Source organism: Clostridium sp. HMP27 (genome assembly GCF_000765165.1).
GTDB lineage: Bacteria > Bacillota > Clostridia > Clostridiales > Clostridiaceae > Clostridium_AK.
This window is the reverse complement of sequence record NZ_JMFY01000001.1, coordinates 153799-170499: the sequence shown is the minus strand read 5'-3', so window position 1 is coordinate 170499 and position 16701 is coordinate 153799. Positions and strand designations below refer to the sequence as shown.

General features: G+C 32.1%; 14 protein-coding genes and 1 other annotated feature (1 of these 15 only partly in view). Of the genes, 1 reads left to right on the top strand and 13 read right to left on the bottom strand.

All coding sequences use genetic code 11. The features are described 5' to 3' along the window. Positions 1–26 precede the first annotated feature (26 nt). From DP68_RS00805 to DP68_RS00775, 7 genes are all read right to left on the bottom strand, one after another. Positions 27–1034 carry a zinc dependent phospholipase C family protein gene (locus DP68_RS00805; RefSeq protein ID WP_035304826.1) on the bottom strand — a complete coding sequence of 336 codons (1008 nt, stop codon included), beginning with the start codon at positions 1032–1034 and terminating at the stop codon, positions 27–29. A 152-nt stretch (positions 1035–1186) separates the two neighbouring features. Further along, positions 1187–2293: a TolC family protein gene (locus DP68_RS00800; protein ID WP_035304824.1), complete on the bottom strand. Its 1107-nt coding sequence runs from the start codon at positions 2291–2293 to the stop codon at positions 1187–1189. Position 2294: 1 nt separating this feature from the next. Further along, positions 2295–3725, bottom strand: a complete 1431-nt coding sequence (locus DP68_RS00795; RefSeq protein ID WP_035304823.1) for a TolC family protein — start codon at positions 3723–3725, stop codon at positions 2295–2297. A 195-nt stretch (positions 3726–3920) separates the two neighbouring features. Further along, the gene (locus DP68_RS00790) at positions 3921–7040 is read right to left on the bottom strand and encodes an efflux RND transporter permease subunit (protein ID WP_035304821.1); all 3120 of its coding nucleotides are present in this window, start codon (positions 7038–7040) and stop codon (positions 3921–3923) included. Next, the gene (locus DP68_RS00785; RefSeq protein WP_035304820.1) at positions 7040–8302 is read right to left on the bottom strand and encodes an efflux RND transporter periplasmic adaptor subunit; all 1263 of its coding nucleotides are present in this window, start codon (positions 8300–8302) and stop codon (positions 7040–7042) included. Before DP68_RS00785 ends, DP68_RS00790 begins: the two co-directional genes overlap by 1 nt. 220 nt (positions 8303–8522) lie before the next feature. Then, positions 8523–9338 (bottom strand): TPM domain-containing protein, encoded by an 816-nt coding sequence (locus tag DP68_RS00780; protein WP_035304818.1) that lies wholly within the window; start codon positions 9336–9338, stop codon positions 8523–8525. A 2-nt stretch (positions 9339–9340) separates the two neighbouring features. Beyond that, entirely contained in the window at positions 9341–9916 is a 576-nt protein-coding gene (locus DP68_RS00775) for a LemA family protein (protein ID WP_035304817.1), read from the bottom strand. Positions 9917–10218: 302 nt separating this feature from the next. Between DP68_RS00775 and DP68_RS00770 the strand changes: the two genes are divergently transcribed. Then, positions 10219–11448 (top strand): competence/damage-inducible protein A, encoded by a 1230-nt coding sequence (locus tag DP68_RS00770; protein ID WP_035304816.1) that lies wholly within the window; start codon positions 10219–10221, stop codon positions 11446–11448. 72 nt (positions 11449–11520) lie between these two features. Here the strand turns inward: DP68_RS00770 and DP68_RS00765 are convergent, their stop codons facing one another. Genes DP68_RS00765 through cysK form a run of 6 tightly spaced genes read right to left on the bottom strand, consistent with a single transcriptional unit; the run spans position 11521 to position 16586 of the window. Further along, complete coding sequence (locus DP68_RS00765) at positions 11521–12678, bottom strand: malic enzyme-like NAD(P)-binding protein (RefSeq protein WP_035304815.1); 1158 nt, start codon at positions 12676–12678, stop codon at positions 11521–11523. A gap of 24 nt (positions 12679–12702) precedes the next feature. Further along, positions 12703–13344, bottom strand: coding sequence for an endonuclease III (gene nth / locus DP68_RS00760; RefSeq protein ID WP_035304814.1), 642 nt, complete (start codon positions 13342–13344; stop codon positions 12703–12705). Between the two features lie 19 nt (positions 13345–13363). After that, entirely contained in the window at positions 13364–14062 is a 699-nt protein-coding gene (locus tag DP68_RS00755; protein ID WP_035304811.1) for a lysophospholipid acyltransferase family protein, read from the bottom strand. Positions 14063–14103: 41 nt separating this feature from the next. Then, positions 14104–15078, bottom strand: a complete 975-nt coding sequence (queG, locus tag DP68_RS00750) for a tRNA epoxyqueuosine(34) reductase QueG (RefSeq protein WP_035304971.1) — start codon at positions 15076–15078, stop codon at positions 14104–14106. Between the two features lie 6 nt (positions 15079–15084). Further along, the gene (gene epsC, locus DP68_RS00745; RefSeq protein ID WP_035304810.1) at positions 15085–15651 is read right to left on the bottom strand and encodes a serine O-acetyltransferase EpsC; all 567 of its coding nucleotides are present in this window, start codon (positions 15649–15651) and stop codon (positions 15085–15087) included. A 23-nt stretch (positions 15652–15674) separates the two neighbouring features. Beyond that, on the bottom strand, positions 15675–16586 hold the full coding sequence (cysK, locus tag DP68_RS00740) for a cysteine synthase A (protein ID WP_035304808.1): 912 nt from the start codon (positions 16584–16586) through the stop codon (positions 15675–15677). A gap of 85 nt (positions 16587–16671) precedes the next feature. Beyond that, positions 16672–16701: a binding site (T-box leader), on the bottom strand; it runs 207 nt beyond the window's last position.

Here is a 16701-nt window from a genome sequence, read left to right as displayed (position 1 = left end):
AGTGAAATTCTCTTAGTAATTCAAAATTAATTTTCTACATTTTTTTCAAAAATGCATTTATAGTACTGCATTTTGGAATAATCTTTCAAAAGCTTTCCTGTTTCATAAGATTTATCAGGAAAAATTTTTGTCATTTCCTTCGCCGAAATTTTACAATTTAAATAATCTATAACAGAGCATATCATTTTGCTACATTCCTTAACTGCCTCTTCATAAATTTCATCAAAATCACTATAATACACTTCGTTAAGATTACATGGATGATTCCATCTTCTATGCTCCTTATTTAAATAATCTAAAGTTACATTTATATATTTAGGATAAATACTTGCTTTGATTTTAAATTTTTTGGAGAACATCTTTTCCGCTATATAAAGCACCTTTCTTTTCCATCCGTTCTCATCCATCATGTATCTTAAACTCTTCTTCATATCCTTATATGAGTTTTCTATTAAATTTTCTTCTACACTTATTTTATGAATCTCCCAAAACCCTTTGTGAATCAATTGATTTATACAATGTGGCATTCCTTCTTTTATTTCCATTTGCCTAAAGATAGGAGTATTATTAGTATTTTTCTCACCTCTAGCTTTAACTTCAATTGCTCCAATTATCACTTCTAATTGTTTATGGTATACGTCATATTTTTTAGTACTCGAATATTTAGGATTATATACTCCTCCAAAATAATAAATAAAGGGATGCCCTAGTGTATCTAATGCATAATGGGTTATAAAACCGGATACATAAGCAAATACTTTTTCAAATTCTCTGTTGTCATTTGATTCCTTTAAACTTTCTATAAGAAAAATTAAAAACTCTGAGGTTTTGGCGGTATGGAGCACTTGACTTAACTTTTTCATAAACTTACGTTGATAAGGATTATAGAACTTACAATATAACAGAGGGTCTGGCCCCTGGGCTCCAAAGTTATAGAGCGCCTTATTGTTTATAAGTATATCTCTATATTTTCCATCTGGAATCCCCTTTATGGCATCTTCAGCACAAAGAATATGAGTCCAAGCATCTGGCATGTATTAAACACTTCCTTTGATAGATTTTAGCTTACATTTAAAATTATATTTCTCATTTCAACCTCTTCTTATTCAATTAATCTTTTAAGCTAGCGATTGAAGATTTATCTTAATATTAAAAAGGAGTTTGCAGATGCAAACTCCCTAATTTATTAATTTATTAAATTATTAAAATTTCTCACAGCTATATAATACTTAAGCTGCGCCTGCTTTAATAGAATACTTGAATTATCCACAGCTTCTTTGGCTTGTCTAGTTTCTATTTCCGTACTTATTCCAACTTCTTGCCTTTTTACTGCTGATTCCCACAATTTTTTATTTTTTTCATAATCAAGCTTTTTTATTTCAATATCATCTCTTAAATTTAATAAACTGTTGTAGTCACTTCTTAATTTATACTCTATAGAAACTTGCTTACTTTTTATGTCATAATTTGCTTGAATTATATTATTAGCTAAAATCTTTATTTGATCATCATATAATTCTTCAGCATTGTTATCATTTGTTACTTCCTTTTCTTTTTCTAAGAGTTCCTTATTTTTTTCTAATGATACAACTTCATAACTGTCCTGAACCTTTTGCTTTATAGTATCATCTAAATCCTTTAATTTTAATTCAGCTACTGGTATCTCCTCACTTGATAAAACTATATTATCGTTCAAATTCTTTCCCATGATATTTTTTAAATTCATTAACAAATTTTGTTTTTCTCTCTGAAGTTTTAATAATTCACTTTTACCTACCTGAAGATTTAATTCCTCAGCCATAGTAGAAGTCTTTTCTAGAGTTCCTTGCTCCACTTGTTTATTTTTATTTTCAAGCTGCTTATATAAAGTTTCTACTTTATAATTTTGTAAATTTATAAATTCATCTTGGATAATAATACTAAAATATTTTTCTTCTACGTCTATCTCTAAGGATTTCTTTTTTTCACTTATTTCATTTTCAGAATCTTTGACTGCCTTTTCAGTTTTCATAGGATAAAGGTCTTGTCTCTTCGCAGTTTCTAACTCGCTATCTCCCTCTTTATACTTAACATCTATTGCTTCTTCATAATCTAACTTAGCCGTTTTATTGTTTTCCAACAGCTGACCTAAGTCCCTATTATTATCTAATGTCAGTTTTATTGCATCATTTCTACTTACATTATTATTAGATGCAGCAACATGTATTTTCCCTCCATAAAAAACTGCTGCAATTAATACAGTGATCCCAATAATACTTATGCCTTTACGTTTTTTTACACAATATCTCTTCATTTTAATTCCCTCCACTTATAGATTCATAATAAGACGGTCCTATCTCAGACGCTGATTTTAATTTATTTATGGATTTATTTAAATCAAGCATACTATTTTGATATTCCATCTCTGCAGATAATATAGCTAAATTAAAATTCAAAATTGTACTCATAGGTATTATACCTTGCTTATATCTCTGCTCCATAAGTTCCAACTGTTTTTTGTTATTTTCCAGCTTAGCCTTGTTTAAATCTATAATGATTTCTTTTTCCTGAACCTCTAAAAACGCCTTGTTTATTTCTGATTTTATATTATTTTCCACATTATTTAAAATTAACTTTTTTTGTACAACTTCACTTTCTATCTTTTTCAAATCGTTATCTTCGCTTTTTAAATAACCCTTAGCAATATCAAATTCTCTTTCTTTTACATTAATATCAATTTGAGCACTTTTTATTTCTGATCTTTTGGATAATGCATTATTTACTAGACTTTCTATATTTGGTATCGATTCTAGCGAAATATACTGCCCCTCAATATTAACTCTTCTGGTTAGACTTTCCCCTAAAAGCTTTTTAAGAGCCATTTCTAAGCTCTCCTTAGTTCGCGTTATTGAACCTATCTGAAGCTTTAATTTATTTAATTCTGCTTCAGCTATTATCTTTTCTGTTTCGGATATTTGTCCCTGACTTACTTTTATAACTAAATTATTATACTCTCTCTTTTGATTATTATAGACATTGTTTTGAAGATTTATTGCGCTCTTTAATTGAACTATATTATCGTATAATTCTGCTACGGAATTTTTAATACTTTCTGCAGCAGCTTCTTTACTTAAATCTAACTTTTTTATTTCTTTATCCACTGAATACCATACGAAATCTCTATTTTTTATAAACATATTAAATTCTTCTTTAGGAGTATAATTGGGGGGATTTCCTCCAAACATACGCTTATAAACTTCTATTTTAGCCAATTGCCCAGGTAATAATCTAATTTTCTCCCACTCTTTTTCTTCATCTTTTGACAATGGGCTATTTTCTATTTCTTCTTCAAGCTTTTTTATCATTTCTTCATCTTCTGGACTTTTAGGGTTTTTGTTATTTAACAAAATTAATTGTTGCCTTAAGTCATATGCAGGATTTCCCTCTATCTTTTTGATTCTTGAATAAAGATTTTTATAGTTTTGTATAGCATCTAAAGTCTCCTGCATTTTTTCCTTTAAGTCTAATGCCATATCTAGTTGTACATTCATATTTTTAGATATTGTATCCAACTTTTGAAAGTTATCAGCATTGCTTAGGGCCATTTCTACTGCTTTTTCTTTTGTTAAATTTAATACTGTGCCATCTTCTGTGCTAGATGCCTTTATATTTAACATTGGAGAAATGACTATTGCACTTATTAATGATGCACAAAGTATTCCAATTAAAAAAGACTTTTTTTTCATTTCTTTCTCTCCTCCTTTTTTATGTATCTTGAACTTACAGACTAATATTAAAATTAAGTTCATTAATGCGTAGAGATAATAAATTTTAGAAGGATTTAAATTCTAGAAATGCAGCACTAAGAAATTCATAATTTTTATTCTAGTGGCCTACTATGCATTTTAAATGCTAATTTCTAAAATCTAAATCTTTATTTATTACATACTAATTTCTTTATTACTAGTTCTTCTAAATCTCTTCTTCGTTTTAACTATCAAGTCGTCGAATAAAGTATATATTACAGGTACTATTACTAATGTAAGCAATGTGGAAAGAGTAAGTCCCCCTATAACCACAGTGGCTAGGGGAGCTTGGATCTCCGCACCATCTCCTATTCCAAGTGCCATAGGCACAAGTCCTAATACTGTAGTTAATGTAGTCATTAATATTGGTCTCAGTCTTGTAGGGCCTGCATTTAATATAGCTTCTTGTCTCTCTTCCCCTCTGCCTCTTCTTGTTTTTATGTAGTCTATTAAAACTATCGCATTATTAACTACTATACCCGCTAGGATTATTAGTCCTATAAACGCTGGTACATTGAAGGTTCTTCTTGTTATAAACAATCCAAAAATTCCTCCTGAAAAAGCTAGTGGTACAGAAAACATAATTGTAAATGGATGAATCAAAGACTCAAATTGGGCTGCAAGTATCATATATACAAGTATTACAGCCAATCCTAATGCAAGTATCAAATCACTAAAAGCATCCATCATTTGCTCATTTTCCCCACCCATTTCATAGGTGTATCCTTCTGGCATCTGAACTGAAGACAGCTTGCTTGAAATTTCATCTGTAATACTCTTTAAGTCTCTTCCATATATATCACTATTTACAGTAATAGTTCTAACTTGATTTTCTCTATTTATTGATGATGTTGATTGATTTATAGAAACATCTGCTATAAGCTCTAAGGGAACATTTATTCCCGTAGGTGTCTGTATAAGAACTTGTTTTAAATTAGATATACTTTCTGAAAATACATCATCACCTTTTATGATAACATCTAATTCATCTCCATCTATTTTATACCTCGTAGCTACCTTGCCATCCATCACTCCCTTTATTTGTGCTGAAAGTTGCGCTGCTGTAATTCCATACTGCGACGCTTTTTCCCTATTTATTTTAACTTGCACTTCTGGGGCTCCTTCAGTCAAGCTCAATTTTACTTCTCTTGTTCCATCCACAGATTCTATAACATTCTTAAAGTTATTTCCTATATTCTTTAGAGTGTTTAAATTATCTCCCTTTATCTTTATGCTAATTGCTGATCCGCTAGCTCCCATACTTGCAGAAGCTGCCTGAATATTAATTTTAGCTCCAGGTATATCCTTGACTAAATTTCTCACCTCATCTACTACATCAGCTGTACTTCTTTTTCGTTCTTTTAGAGGTACTAAGTTTACTGTAAGACTTCCCTTATTTTGCCCTGATGAAGTAAATGACATGGAGCTGCCTCCACCAGCATTAGAAAATAAAGATTTTATTTCATCTATATCTTTTATTTTGTTTTCAATAGTACTTAATGCATATTCTGAATCCTTAACTTTGCTTCCCTCTGGCAATTCTATGCTTACAGTAAATTGTCCTTCGTCTGTTGCAGGAAAAAACTCAAAACCAACGACTGCTAAAGATGCCATACTTGATATGAATGCTACTATTGTAATAATAACAGTTATCTTTCTGTGCTTTAATGCTCTAGATAATAACCCCTTGTATTTACTTTCTACAAATGCAAAGGCCTTATCAAATCCGTCGTAAATCTTGGAAAACAATTTGTTCTTACCCTCATGATGTTTTCCCTGATACTCGTCAACCTTTAGTAGTTTTGAAGATAACATAGGCACAAGTGTCAACGAAACAATTAAAGATGCTGTTAGAGAAAATGTAACAGTTAAAGCTAACTCCTTAAATATAATAGCAGTGATACCTTGTGCAAATGCTATAGGTAAAAATACAGCTACTGTTGTAAGCGTTGAAGCTATAACTGATATCATTACTTCTTGAGTTCCCTGTATAGCTGCATCAATCCTTGAGTATCCCTGTTGCCTAAATCTATATATATTTTCAAGTACAACTATTGAATTATCAACAAGCATACCAACCCCAAGTGCTAGTCCCCCTAACGTCATAAGGTTTAAAGTGATTCCATTAAAGTATATAAGTATAAATGTTGAAATTATAGAAATTGGTATAGACGTTCCTATTATGAAAGTACTCCTTATATTTCTTAAAAATATGTAAAGTATAAATACTGCAAGTATTGCCCCTGTAACAGCACTGGTTGATACATTACTTATAGATTTACTTATATATTCTGACTGGTCAAATGCCTTTTCTATTTGTAAATTTGAGTACTCATTCTTTAATTTGTCTATTTGCTTGTTTATTTGATTTGCTATTTTCACAGTATTTGTTCCCGATTGTTTTTGTATACTAATATTTATGTTTTCTTTTCCATCTATCTTTGAAATAGAAGTTTTAGCTTTGTTTTGGAAAGAGATATCAGCTATATCTGAAAGATAAATTATTCCTCCAGTTTTTAAAGGTATCGGAACCTTCTTAATTTCTTCTAAATTTGTAAATTCACCTATATTTCTTATAAACAATTCTTGGTTACCTTTTTTTACCGTACCGCCTGGTAAATTTAAATTTTCCGCTGCAAGTATTTGTGCAATGTAGTCAATGCTTAATCCATAACCTTTTAATCTAGCTGCATTAGTATTTATTACAACTTCTTTTTCATAGCCTCCTGATATACTTACAGATGCAACCCCTTCTATTCTTTCTAATGCTGGTTTTATGGTATCTTCTGCAAATGCTTGCATCTTTGCTAGATCATTTCCCTGTGATACTGAAAGCTGCATTATAGGCTGTGCATTAGGATCTAGTTTTAAAACGGTTGGGGTATTAGCTTCTGATGGCAGCATTCCTTTTACCATATCAACCTTTTCTCTCATTTTAAGAGAAGCAAAGTTCATGTCTGTTCCAAAATTAAATTGAACTATTACTATGGAACTTCCTTCCGAACTTATAGATGATATAGTATCTATATTTTCTACAGTAGCTACTGCTTGTTCTATAGGCCTTGTCACTAGCTTTTCTATTTCCTCTGATCCAACATTAGGATAGCTTGTGGATACAATTGCTACGGGATACTCGATATTTGGCAATAGATCAATAGATATTTTAGAAAAGGAGACAAACCCTAAAATTAGGACTATAAAAATACACATCAATGTTGTTACAGGACGTTTTACAGATAACTTTGATATATTCATTATTTAACACCTTCTACTACCTTTACTTTTTGATCATTTTCTACATAGTGCTGGCCTTTTATAATTACCTTATCTCCTTGAGCCAGCCCTGAAGTGATCTCTGCAAAATCTCCATTGTCTATTCCGATGGATACCTGTTTTTCTATTGTTTTATTATCTTTTACTATATAAACTACATTCTTATCTTCCTTTTGAAGTACGGCTTCACTATTTACAGTTAAAACATTACTTTTGGAATTTGTGCTAAACTTTATATTTGCAAACATACCTGCTTTGATAACATTATCTTTATTGTCTATTTCAATATTTATATCAAATAATTGAGTAGTAGAATTTGCTACAGGCGTTATAGTGCTTATTGTGCCCACAAATTCCTTATTATTTAGCGCTGAAAAATTAGCTGTTACCTTATCTCCGCTTTTTATTTTATTAATAATATTTTCTGTTACATTTATTTTCACATATACTTTACTTAAACTAGATATGGTAATTGGCGCCTGCATACTTGATGACATTTCACCTACTTCTATATTAAGAGCTGTTACAAATCCATCTAAAGGTGCTCTTACAACAGTATCTTCCAAGGCTTGTACCGCCTGCCTGTAGGCCGAAGATGCCTGTCCCATCGCTGCTTGTGCTTGCTTTTGTGATGCCTGTGGTTGCTTGTATGCAGATTCTGCTTGAGCTAATTGAGACTTTAAAACTTGAAGTGAACTATCTGATGCAGCAAGTTCTGCTTGCTCATATTGAGATTTTGATATTATTCCTTCTTGATATAGCACTTTCATTCTTTCTAAATTAACCTTTGCATTTTGTATTTTTTCTAAGCTTGCATCATAATTCGCCTTTGCAGTCTTATAAGCTGCCTCCGCTGACGCTATCCCTGACTGTGCCTGTTCGATAGCTGCCTGTGAAGATTGTACTCCTGATTGTGCCTGTTCTACTCTAGCCTGCGCATCACCATCATCTAGAGTAAATAATATATCTCCCTTATTTACTCTATCCCCAACCTTAACTCTTATATTAGTTACCTTTCCGCCTAATTTAGGTGATACAGCTACTTCTTGAGTAGGTACTACCTTTCCACTAACCATAGTTATATCTTTTATAGTGTCCTTTTTTACAGAAGCTACTTGAACTGGAGTTAGGTTTACTTCTACATTTTCTGTAGACTTAGTATTATCTTTTCCTTTTGAACAACCTGTCAGTACAATAATGGCTGACAAAGTCAATAAAATACCTCTTAATTTCATTTTTCCCATCTACTAAAATACTCCTTCCAAACACATAAATGTAATTTTATCTATTATTTACACTGTCTATTATAAATAATGGCCCTATCTTTTACAATAAACATATTATCAATTTTTGTCTAAAATATTAAATTAATCCTTAAAGCTAAAGCTCTCACGGTATTCCATGAGAGCTTTAACTTTATTGTTATTACCATTTTAAACTTTATATCAATACGTTAGTTATATTCTACCAATCTCCTGAGGAACCTCCTCCACCAGAGCTCCCTCCTCCAAAACCTCCAAATCCACCGGAACTTCCCGAACTACCTCCACCGAAGCCTCCTCCGCCAAAGCCGCCAGGGCCTCCTCTGCCGCCCCTTCCACCAAAGAAGGAACTCCAAAACATTAATTCTAATAGCGTTCTTGTTATTCTTCCTCTATTTAATAAGAAATCTAGAACTAAAAGCCCTATTATAATTCCTGGGACCTTGGATGTTCTTCTATCGGCATTTGAAGTAGTTCCTTTTAAATTTACAGGTTTATTTTTTTCTAATGTAACGTTATATTCTTTAGCCACAGCATCTGCAAAGGCTGAATAAGAATTCCTTATTCCTTTACTATAATCTCCAGCTTGAAAAGGAGGTTTAAATAGGTTTTCCATAATCCTATCACTTAGGGTATCTGGCACAGCACCTTCAAGACCTTTTCCTACTTCAACTCTTCTAAGTCTATCTTTCATGGAGATAAGAATTAAAAGTCCATTATTTTTTCCCTGCTGTCCTATTCCCCAACTCCTAAAAAGCTTATTTGCATAAGTTTCTATGTCGCTTCCTTCTAATGAATTTATTATAACTGTGGTAACTTGTGCCCCTGTTTTATCTTCAAGTTCCTTCCCTACAGATACTACATATGCTTTAGTTTCCTCGTCAAGCACTCCTACATAGTCATTTACATACTTTAAATTAGTTGGTGAGGGAAACTTTATTTCTGCACCTTGTACAGGTGCAGGCAGCAAAAAGAGAACCGCTATAATACATATTAAAAGCTTATATAATCTTTTCATACTTATTTGCCCATATTAAAATCTACTTTAGGTACTTCTCTTGAGCCCTCGTCAATTTTATAATATTCTCTTTGCTCAAATCTAAATATAGAAGCTACTATAGACGCTGGGAACTTTCTTATACTTGTATTATACTCATCCACAGCTTCGTTATAATCTTGCCTTGCTATATTTATTCTATTTTCTGTTCCCTCAAGATTTGTAGTTAAGTCTCTAAAATTCTCGTTGGATTTTAATTGTGGGTATTGTTCTACAACCACTAAAAGTCTTCCAAGCGCTCCAGATAATTGACTGTCTGCATTAGCTTTTTCTCCTACAGATTGTGCTCCTCCAAGTTTGGCACGAGCATTAGCTATGTCAGTAAATATATCCTTTTCTTGAGTTGCATATCCCTTTACCGTTTCCACTAAATTGGGAATTAAGTCAGACCTTCTTTTTAATTGAGTATCTATATTTGACTCTGCCTTTTTAACCTTTTGATCTAAAGTAATCATCTTGTTATAACTAGATATTACTGGTGCCACTAGAACTAAAATTACTGCCAGCACTATTAGTACAGTTTTCAAGGTTTTATTCATACTGCCATACACTCTCCTTTTTATTATGTTAGATTAATTATCAAGCATATAGCTATAGTTGTCAATTCTGCTATTTGTTAGCTTTTAGTTAATTTTACTCCTTTCTAGTCACTACATCAGTTTGGTACATATTATATTTCCCTTAATCAGTATATGTAATTCTCTTTAAAGTTATCATTATAATTATTAAAACATTAACTTAAACTCAATATGGTTTTAAAACTTTTTATGAATCCATACAACGTCTAAAAGCTTTTTTTGTGATAAAATAATAATATATAAAAATAAGGATGTGGTTGATAATGAAGGCTGAAATTATTGCTGTGGGCACAGAAATTCTTTTAGGAGATATAATAAATACTAATGCTCAGTATCTTTCAAAATCTCTTGCAGATATGGGCATCTTTGTATACCATCAATCTGTAATTGGAGATAATTCAGAGAGACTCACCGAGGAATTAAAAACTTCTTTTAAAAGATCTGATATAGTAATAACTACAGGTGGACTTGGTCCTACTACAGATGACCTAACAAAGGAAGTAGGTTCTGCTTACTTTAATAAAAAATTAGTACTTCATAAGGAATCTTTAGATAAAATAGATGCTTTTTTTAAAACTCTTAATAGAACTTTAACTGAAAACAATAAAAAACAAGCTTATTTTCCAGAAGGTTCAATTGTACTTGCCAATTATCATGGCACTGCTCCTGGCTGCATTATAGAAGATAACGGTAAAATTCTTATCTTACTGCCTGGTCCCCCTAAGGAAAATAAACCTATGTTTGAAAATTACGTTGTTCCATATCTTAAAAAGTTTCAGCAGGGTATTTTAATATCTAAGACCTTAAGAATTTGTGGTATTGGGGAATCTTCTGTAGCAACTCAAATATCTCATATAATAGAAAATCAAACCAATCCTACTGTAGCTCCTTATTCAAAGGAAAATGAAGTTACTTTGAGAATTACCGCTAAAGCTTCAAATAGAGAAGAGGCATTTAAACTTATATCTCCTGTAGAAAGCGAAATACGTGATATTATAGGTGAGAATATTTATGGCGAAGGAGAAACTGCATTAGAAAACGTAGTAGCTCAAATGCTAATTGAAAAAAAACTAAGCTTATCTACTGCAGAATCCTGTACTGGCGGTCTTCTTTCAGGAAGGCTTATAAACTATCCTGGCATATCTGAAATATTTATGGACGGATGTGTTACTTATAGTAATGAAGCTAAGATGAAAAGGCTTGGTGTAAAAAAAGAAACCTTGGAAACTTACGGTGCAGTAAGCGAAAATACTGCAATAGAAATGGCTGAAGGAGTTGCAAGAACTTCTGGTACTGATATAGGCATTTCAATAACAGGCATTGCAGGACCAGATGGTGGGACAGATGAAAAACCTGTAGGCCTTGTATACATTGGGCTTTATATAAAAGGTAACACTTATGTGAAGAAATTAAACTTACCTGGCGACAGGCAAAGTGTGCGTGAAAGAACCGTAACTTCTGCATTGGATTTTTTAAGAAGAAAACTTTTATAGGTGCTAATAAGGGTAGAATTTACACATTGATTAAATTCCTACCCTTATTAGCACCTAGTTCCTTACCCCTAATTAACTGTTCCTTGCTATTCTTTTTACTTCATTTGCTACCGCTTCACATACTGCCTTGTTAAATACATCCGGAATTATATAATCATCTTTTAGTTCTTCATCTTTAACTATACTTGCAATCCCCTTTGCTGCTGCAAGTTTCATTTCTTCAGTTATTCCTGTTGCTCTTGCTTCTAGCGCTCCCTTAAATATTCCTGGAAATACTAAAACATTATTTATTTGATTAGGAAAATCTGATCTTCCTGTAGCTACTACTCTTGCTCCACCTAGTTTTGCTTCATCAGGCATTATTTCAGGTGTTGGGTTTGCCATAGCAAATAGTATGCTATCTTCATTCATAGTACTTACCATTTCTTTAGTTACTATATTAGGTGCAGAAACTCCTATAAATACATCTCTTCCTTTTATAATATCTTTTAATGTTCCTATTTCTTTTTCCCTATTTGTAACCTTTGCAATTTCCTGCTGTGCTGAGTTTAATGTTTCATCTCCCTCTACTAATGCACCCTTAATGTCACACATAACTATGTTTTGAGCCCCTGCATTTAATAAAAGCTTACATATAGCGATTCCAGCTGAACCTGCTCCGTTTATAACTATTTTTGCCTTTGAAATTTCCTTACCAACTAACTTAAGTGCATTATAAAGTCCTGCCAAAACCACTATCGCTGTACCATGTTGATCATCATGGAATACAGGTATATTAAGCTCTTCCTTTAGTCTCTTTTCTATATAAAAACATTCAGGTGCCTTTATATCTTCTAAGTTTATCCCTCCAAATACAGGTGATATAAGCTTTACAGTTTTAATGATTTCTTCTGGATCCTCACTATCTATGCATATTGGAAAAGCATCTATTCCTGAAAACTCCTTAAATAACAATGCTTTCCCCTCCATAACTGGAAGCCCTGCAAGAGGTCCTATATTTCCAAGACCTAAAACTGCAGTTCCATTAGTTACAACACCTATGGTATTTCCTTTTATAGTATATTCATATGCTTTTTCTTTATCCTCTGCAATTTTGAGACATGGTTCTGCAACTCCTGGTGTATATGCCAATGCCAAGTCTTGCCTATTCTTAACTTCTACTTTACCTATTACTTCTAATTTACCCTTCTTCTCACTGTGCAATTTTAATGCTTCTTCCTTAATATTCATTACAACATCCCCTTTATGTAAATTTTAAATAGTTGAAACATTTTCTAAGTAATACTTGCAATATGGCGCTACAGGGCATATCTCGCAATCAGGCTTCCGAGCTTTGCATATATTTCTCCCATGCCATATTAAATAATGATGAGTAATACTCCACATATTTTTGGGTACATTTGTCATAAGTTCCTGTTCCACTTGTTCAGGAGTATTCCCATGAGCAATTCCTATTCTATTTGATACCCTAAATACATGGGTATCTACAGCAATTGCCGGAACACCAAATGCATTAGATAATACTACATTTGCGGTTTTTCTTCCAACCCCAGGAAGACTTATAAGCTGTTCCATAGTTCTTGGCACTTCTCCACTATGTTCCATTATTATAGATTTTGATGTCTCTAGTATGTTTTTGCTCTTATTTTTATAAAACCCACAGCTTCTTATCTTTTCACCTAGTTCCTCTTCTGTTAACTCTACCATTTTTTCAGGAGTATTATACTCCTTAAATAATTCACCAGTAACTACATTTACTCTTTTATCTGTGCATTGTGCAGATAAAATTGTAGCAACTAAAAGCTCATAAGGTGATTTAAAATTCAATTCACATTCTGCATTTGGATAAGTTTCTCCTAAAATTTCAATTACCTTATCTATATTTTCCTTTTCCAAATAAATCACCACACCTTTACTATTTATATATTCCCCTATAGTCCTCAGGTAGTAGCGCTGCTATACTTTTCATAAAACATGTAATTATTCTTTCTTCATAATCATGCTTATCTTCTTCCTTTTCTTTTAAAGGTATATCTATTGCTTTTCCTACATTTACATATACTTTTGCATGTTGAAATTTTTCACCGCCCATATCACTATCATTTATAGGCAAAAGCTTTTCTGTTCCATGCATTGCCACTGGAATTACTGTGGCCTTAGATAGCTTTTGAATTAAAACTGCCCCTTTTTTCCCTTCTATTAAACTTGCAGTTCTACTTCTTGTACCCTCGGGGAATATAAGTATATTATTTCCCGCTCTTAATGCCTTTATTATACTTGATAAGGCATCCTTATCAGCAGTATTTGGTTTAATTGTTATTGTTTTTGCAATGCTTATCCCAAGATTTGTTAATGGATTATTTGAAAGTTTTGCTCCTGCTACAAACGTTAAATCGTAATCCTTAAACACTTCCATCAAAACCAAAGCATCCGAATTACTTAAATGATTACATATAAAAAGTATAGGCTTTTTTATGTCCCTTAAATTTTCCATACCAGTAACCTTTATATGTGCATATTTATTCATGTATCTATTTACTATCCTTTTAGCTAAGAAACATACCATGCCCCTTGGCAATTTGGATATGATTTTTACAGCTAATGGAGAAATCATACTAGTTCCACCTTTCCTCAAAACAATATATTATAATTAAATTATAATTTGAAATGTTTTAAAAGTCTACAATAATAATCCTCAAGGTAAGGTGAATTAAAGGATATGGGCCCCTTATATTTTCTATTCTTCATAAGATGTATCATGGTATTTCTTGTAAGAATATTTTTTCCTCTCCAACCAGAAGAAGTACTTGCATATTTGGCCTTAAAGGCTTTATTATTTAAATTTAGAATTTCATATTCATTTATGCTCTGCATATATTCAAAAGGCTTAAACTCATTTATATTAGATAATTCGGCATACCTATTAAAAGGACATAAGTCCTGACAGGTATCACATCCAAATATCCTTCCATTAATTTTATCAAACCATTCGTCTTCAATATGCTTTTTTTGAGTTATATAGGACAAACATATATTAGGATTAGTTTTTTCTTTATTTATACATTTAGTAGGACAAGCTTTTATGCATAAATCACATTCATTGCATCCACATTTTATAGGTGTATCCTCTTCTATAGACAAATCTGTTATTATTTCTCCTAAAAATACATAAGACCCATATTTTTTTGTAATTATCATATTATTTTTCCCAAGAAATCCTATACCACATAAATGTGCTATGTATCGTTCAGGCAATGCATTACTATCCACAAAATATTTAGACCTTCCCCCAATACTTTCTATATATTCACATATTCTTTTTAAATACATCGACACTACTTTGTGATAGTCCCCACCTCTAGTGTATTTAGAAAAGTATATATCTCGGCTTATCTCTTTACTAAAGAGATAAGGAAAGGCAATTGAAATAATTGTCTTTCCTTCCTCCATATAAAGCATTGGGTTTATTCTGCTTTCTATATCTTCTATTTCAAATTCATTTTCCAATCCATCTTGCCTTCTAGATTCTAAGAATTCATGTAATTCATCAAATCTTTTAAGTCTTGTAAATCCTATAGTATCTAGGCCCAAGTTTTCACAAAATTTTATTATACTTTCTTTATAATTCATACTCATCTATAATCCCTTTATCTTGTTTCTATAATCATCTATTTTTATTATAGGATTATCATCACATTTTACAACTTTTGCAGGTATTCCAACAGCAGTACAGTTTTCAGGCACATCCTTTAAAACAACCGCATTAGCTCCTATCTTAGAATTTATACCTAATGATATTGGTCCTAAAACCTTAGCTCCTGCTCCTATAACTACATTACTTCCAACAGTGGGGTGTCTTTTTCCCTTATTTTTACCAGTTCCACCTAAAGTAACACCATGATACATTATTACATTATCCCCTACTTCTGCTGTTTCTCCTATAACTACTCCCATACCATGGTCTATAAATAGCCCTCTCCCTATTGTTGCTCCTGGATGAATTTCTATTCCTGTAAAAAATCTAGATATTTGAGAAATAAGCCTTGCCATAAAAAACATGTTTTTCTTATAAAAAAAGTGTGCCATTCTATGATTTATTAACGCATGAATAGATGGATATAAAAGTAATACTTCTAATCTATTTCTTGCAGCAGGATCATTTTTTAATACAAAATCTAAATCGTATTTCAATTTACTAAACATAAATCTTTCTCAAACTCCTTTTACTAATCATATAGTCCTGTTGATAGGTACTTCTCTCCTCCATCTGGTGCTACAGTAACTACTTTTCTACCAACTCCTAGCTTCTTTGCAACTTTAAGTGCAATAGCTATATTCGCTCCTGATGATATTCCAACCATTATGCCCTCTTCACTTGCCATAAGCCTAGCATATTCAAATGCTTCTTCATCCGTTACAGTAATTACTTCATCTACAACACTATCATCATATATTCCTGGTATAAAATTAGCTCCTATCCCTTGAATCTTATGAGGTGCAGCTTTCCCTCCTGAAATGAGTGGAGATTTTTCAGGCTCTATAGCTATGATTTTTATATCATTTTTTAATTGTTTTAGTTTTCTTCCTACTCCAATAATTGTTCCGCCTGTACCTACAGAAGCTACAAATGTATCAATATCTGGAATATCCTTTATTATTTCCTCTGCAGTAGTCTCGTAATGCCTTTCTGGATTAGCTTCATTTTCAAACTGTTGAGGTATATAGAATCCTTCAGAATCTTTAACTAGCTCCTCCGCTTTTTCTATTGCGCCTTTCATTCCAAGCTTTCCATCTGTTAACACTAGCTCAGCTCCATAAGCACTTATTGTATTTCTCCTCTCAATACTCATTGTATCTGGCATAACAATTATAACCTTATACCCCTTTAACTTTCCTGCCATAGCCAGTCCAATACCAGTATTACCACTAGTAGGCTCAACTATAGTGTCTCCCTTTTTAATAAGTCCTAGTCTTTCAGCTTTTTCTATCATACCAAGAGCTGCTCTATCTTTTATACTTCCACCTGGATTATATTTTTCAAGTTTTACATATACTTCTGCTGCGTTCTTATCATTTATATTATTTAATTTTAAAATAGGTGTGTTTCCTATCATTTCTAAAGCATTGTTATATATCATATTAACATCTCCTTTTTTATAATTTTAATTATGCATAAAGTTTATATTGATGTAAGATTATATACAAAAAACTTCGCCTCTAATTTATAGAGACGAAGTTATTATTCGTTATTCC

Coding starts and splice junctions, on each gene's coding strand:
- DP68_RS00770 (WP_035304816.1), top strand. CDS start 10,219: ATGAAGGCTGAAATTATTGCTGTGGGCACAGAAATTCTTTTAGGAGAT.
- DP68_RS00795 (WP_035304823.1), bottom strand. CDS start 3,725: ATGAAAAAAAAGTCTTTTTTAATTGGAATACTTTGTGCATCATTAATA.
- DP68_RS00785 (WP_035304820.1), bottom strand. CDS start 8,302: ATGGGAAAAATGAAATTAAGAGGTATTTTATTGACTTTGTCAGCCATT.
- DP68_RS00805 (WP_035304826.1), bottom strand. CDS start 1,034: ATGCCAGATGCTTGGACTCATATTCTTTGTGCTGAAGATGCCATAAAG.
- DP68_RS00755 (WP_035304811.1), bottom strand. CDS start 14,062: ATGATTTCTCCATTAGCTGTAAAAATCATATCCAAATTGCCAAGGGGC.
- queG (WP_035304971.1), bottom strand. CDS start 15,078: ATGAATTATAAAGAAAGTATAATAAAATTTTGTGAAAACTTGGGCCTA.
- epsC (WP_035304810.1), bottom strand. CDS start 15,651: ATGTTTAGTAAATTGAAATACGATTTAGATTTTGTATTAAAAAATGAT.
- DP68_RS00775 (WP_035304817.1), bottom strand. CDS start 9,916: ATGAATAAAACCTTGAAAACTGTACTAATAGTGCTGGCAGTAATTTTA.
- cysK (WP_035304808.1), bottom strand. CDS start 16,586: ATGATATATAACAATGCTTTAGAAATGATAGGAAACACACCTATTTTA.
- DP68_RS00790 (WP_035304821.1), bottom strand. CDS start 7,040: ATGAATATATCAAAGTTATCTGTAAAACGTCCTGTAACAACATTGATG.
- DP68_RS00780 (WP_035304818.1), bottom strand. CDS start 9,338: ATGAAAAGATTATATAAGCTTTTAATATGTATTATAGCGGTTCTCTTT.
- DP68_RS00800 (WP_035304824.1), bottom strand. CDS start 2,293: ATGAAGAGATATTGTGTAAAAAAACGTAAAGGCATAAGTATTATTGGG.
- DP68_RS00765 (WP_035304815.1), bottom strand. CDS start 12,678: ATGAATATTAAGGAAGAAGCATTAAAATTGCACAGTGAGAAGAAGGGT.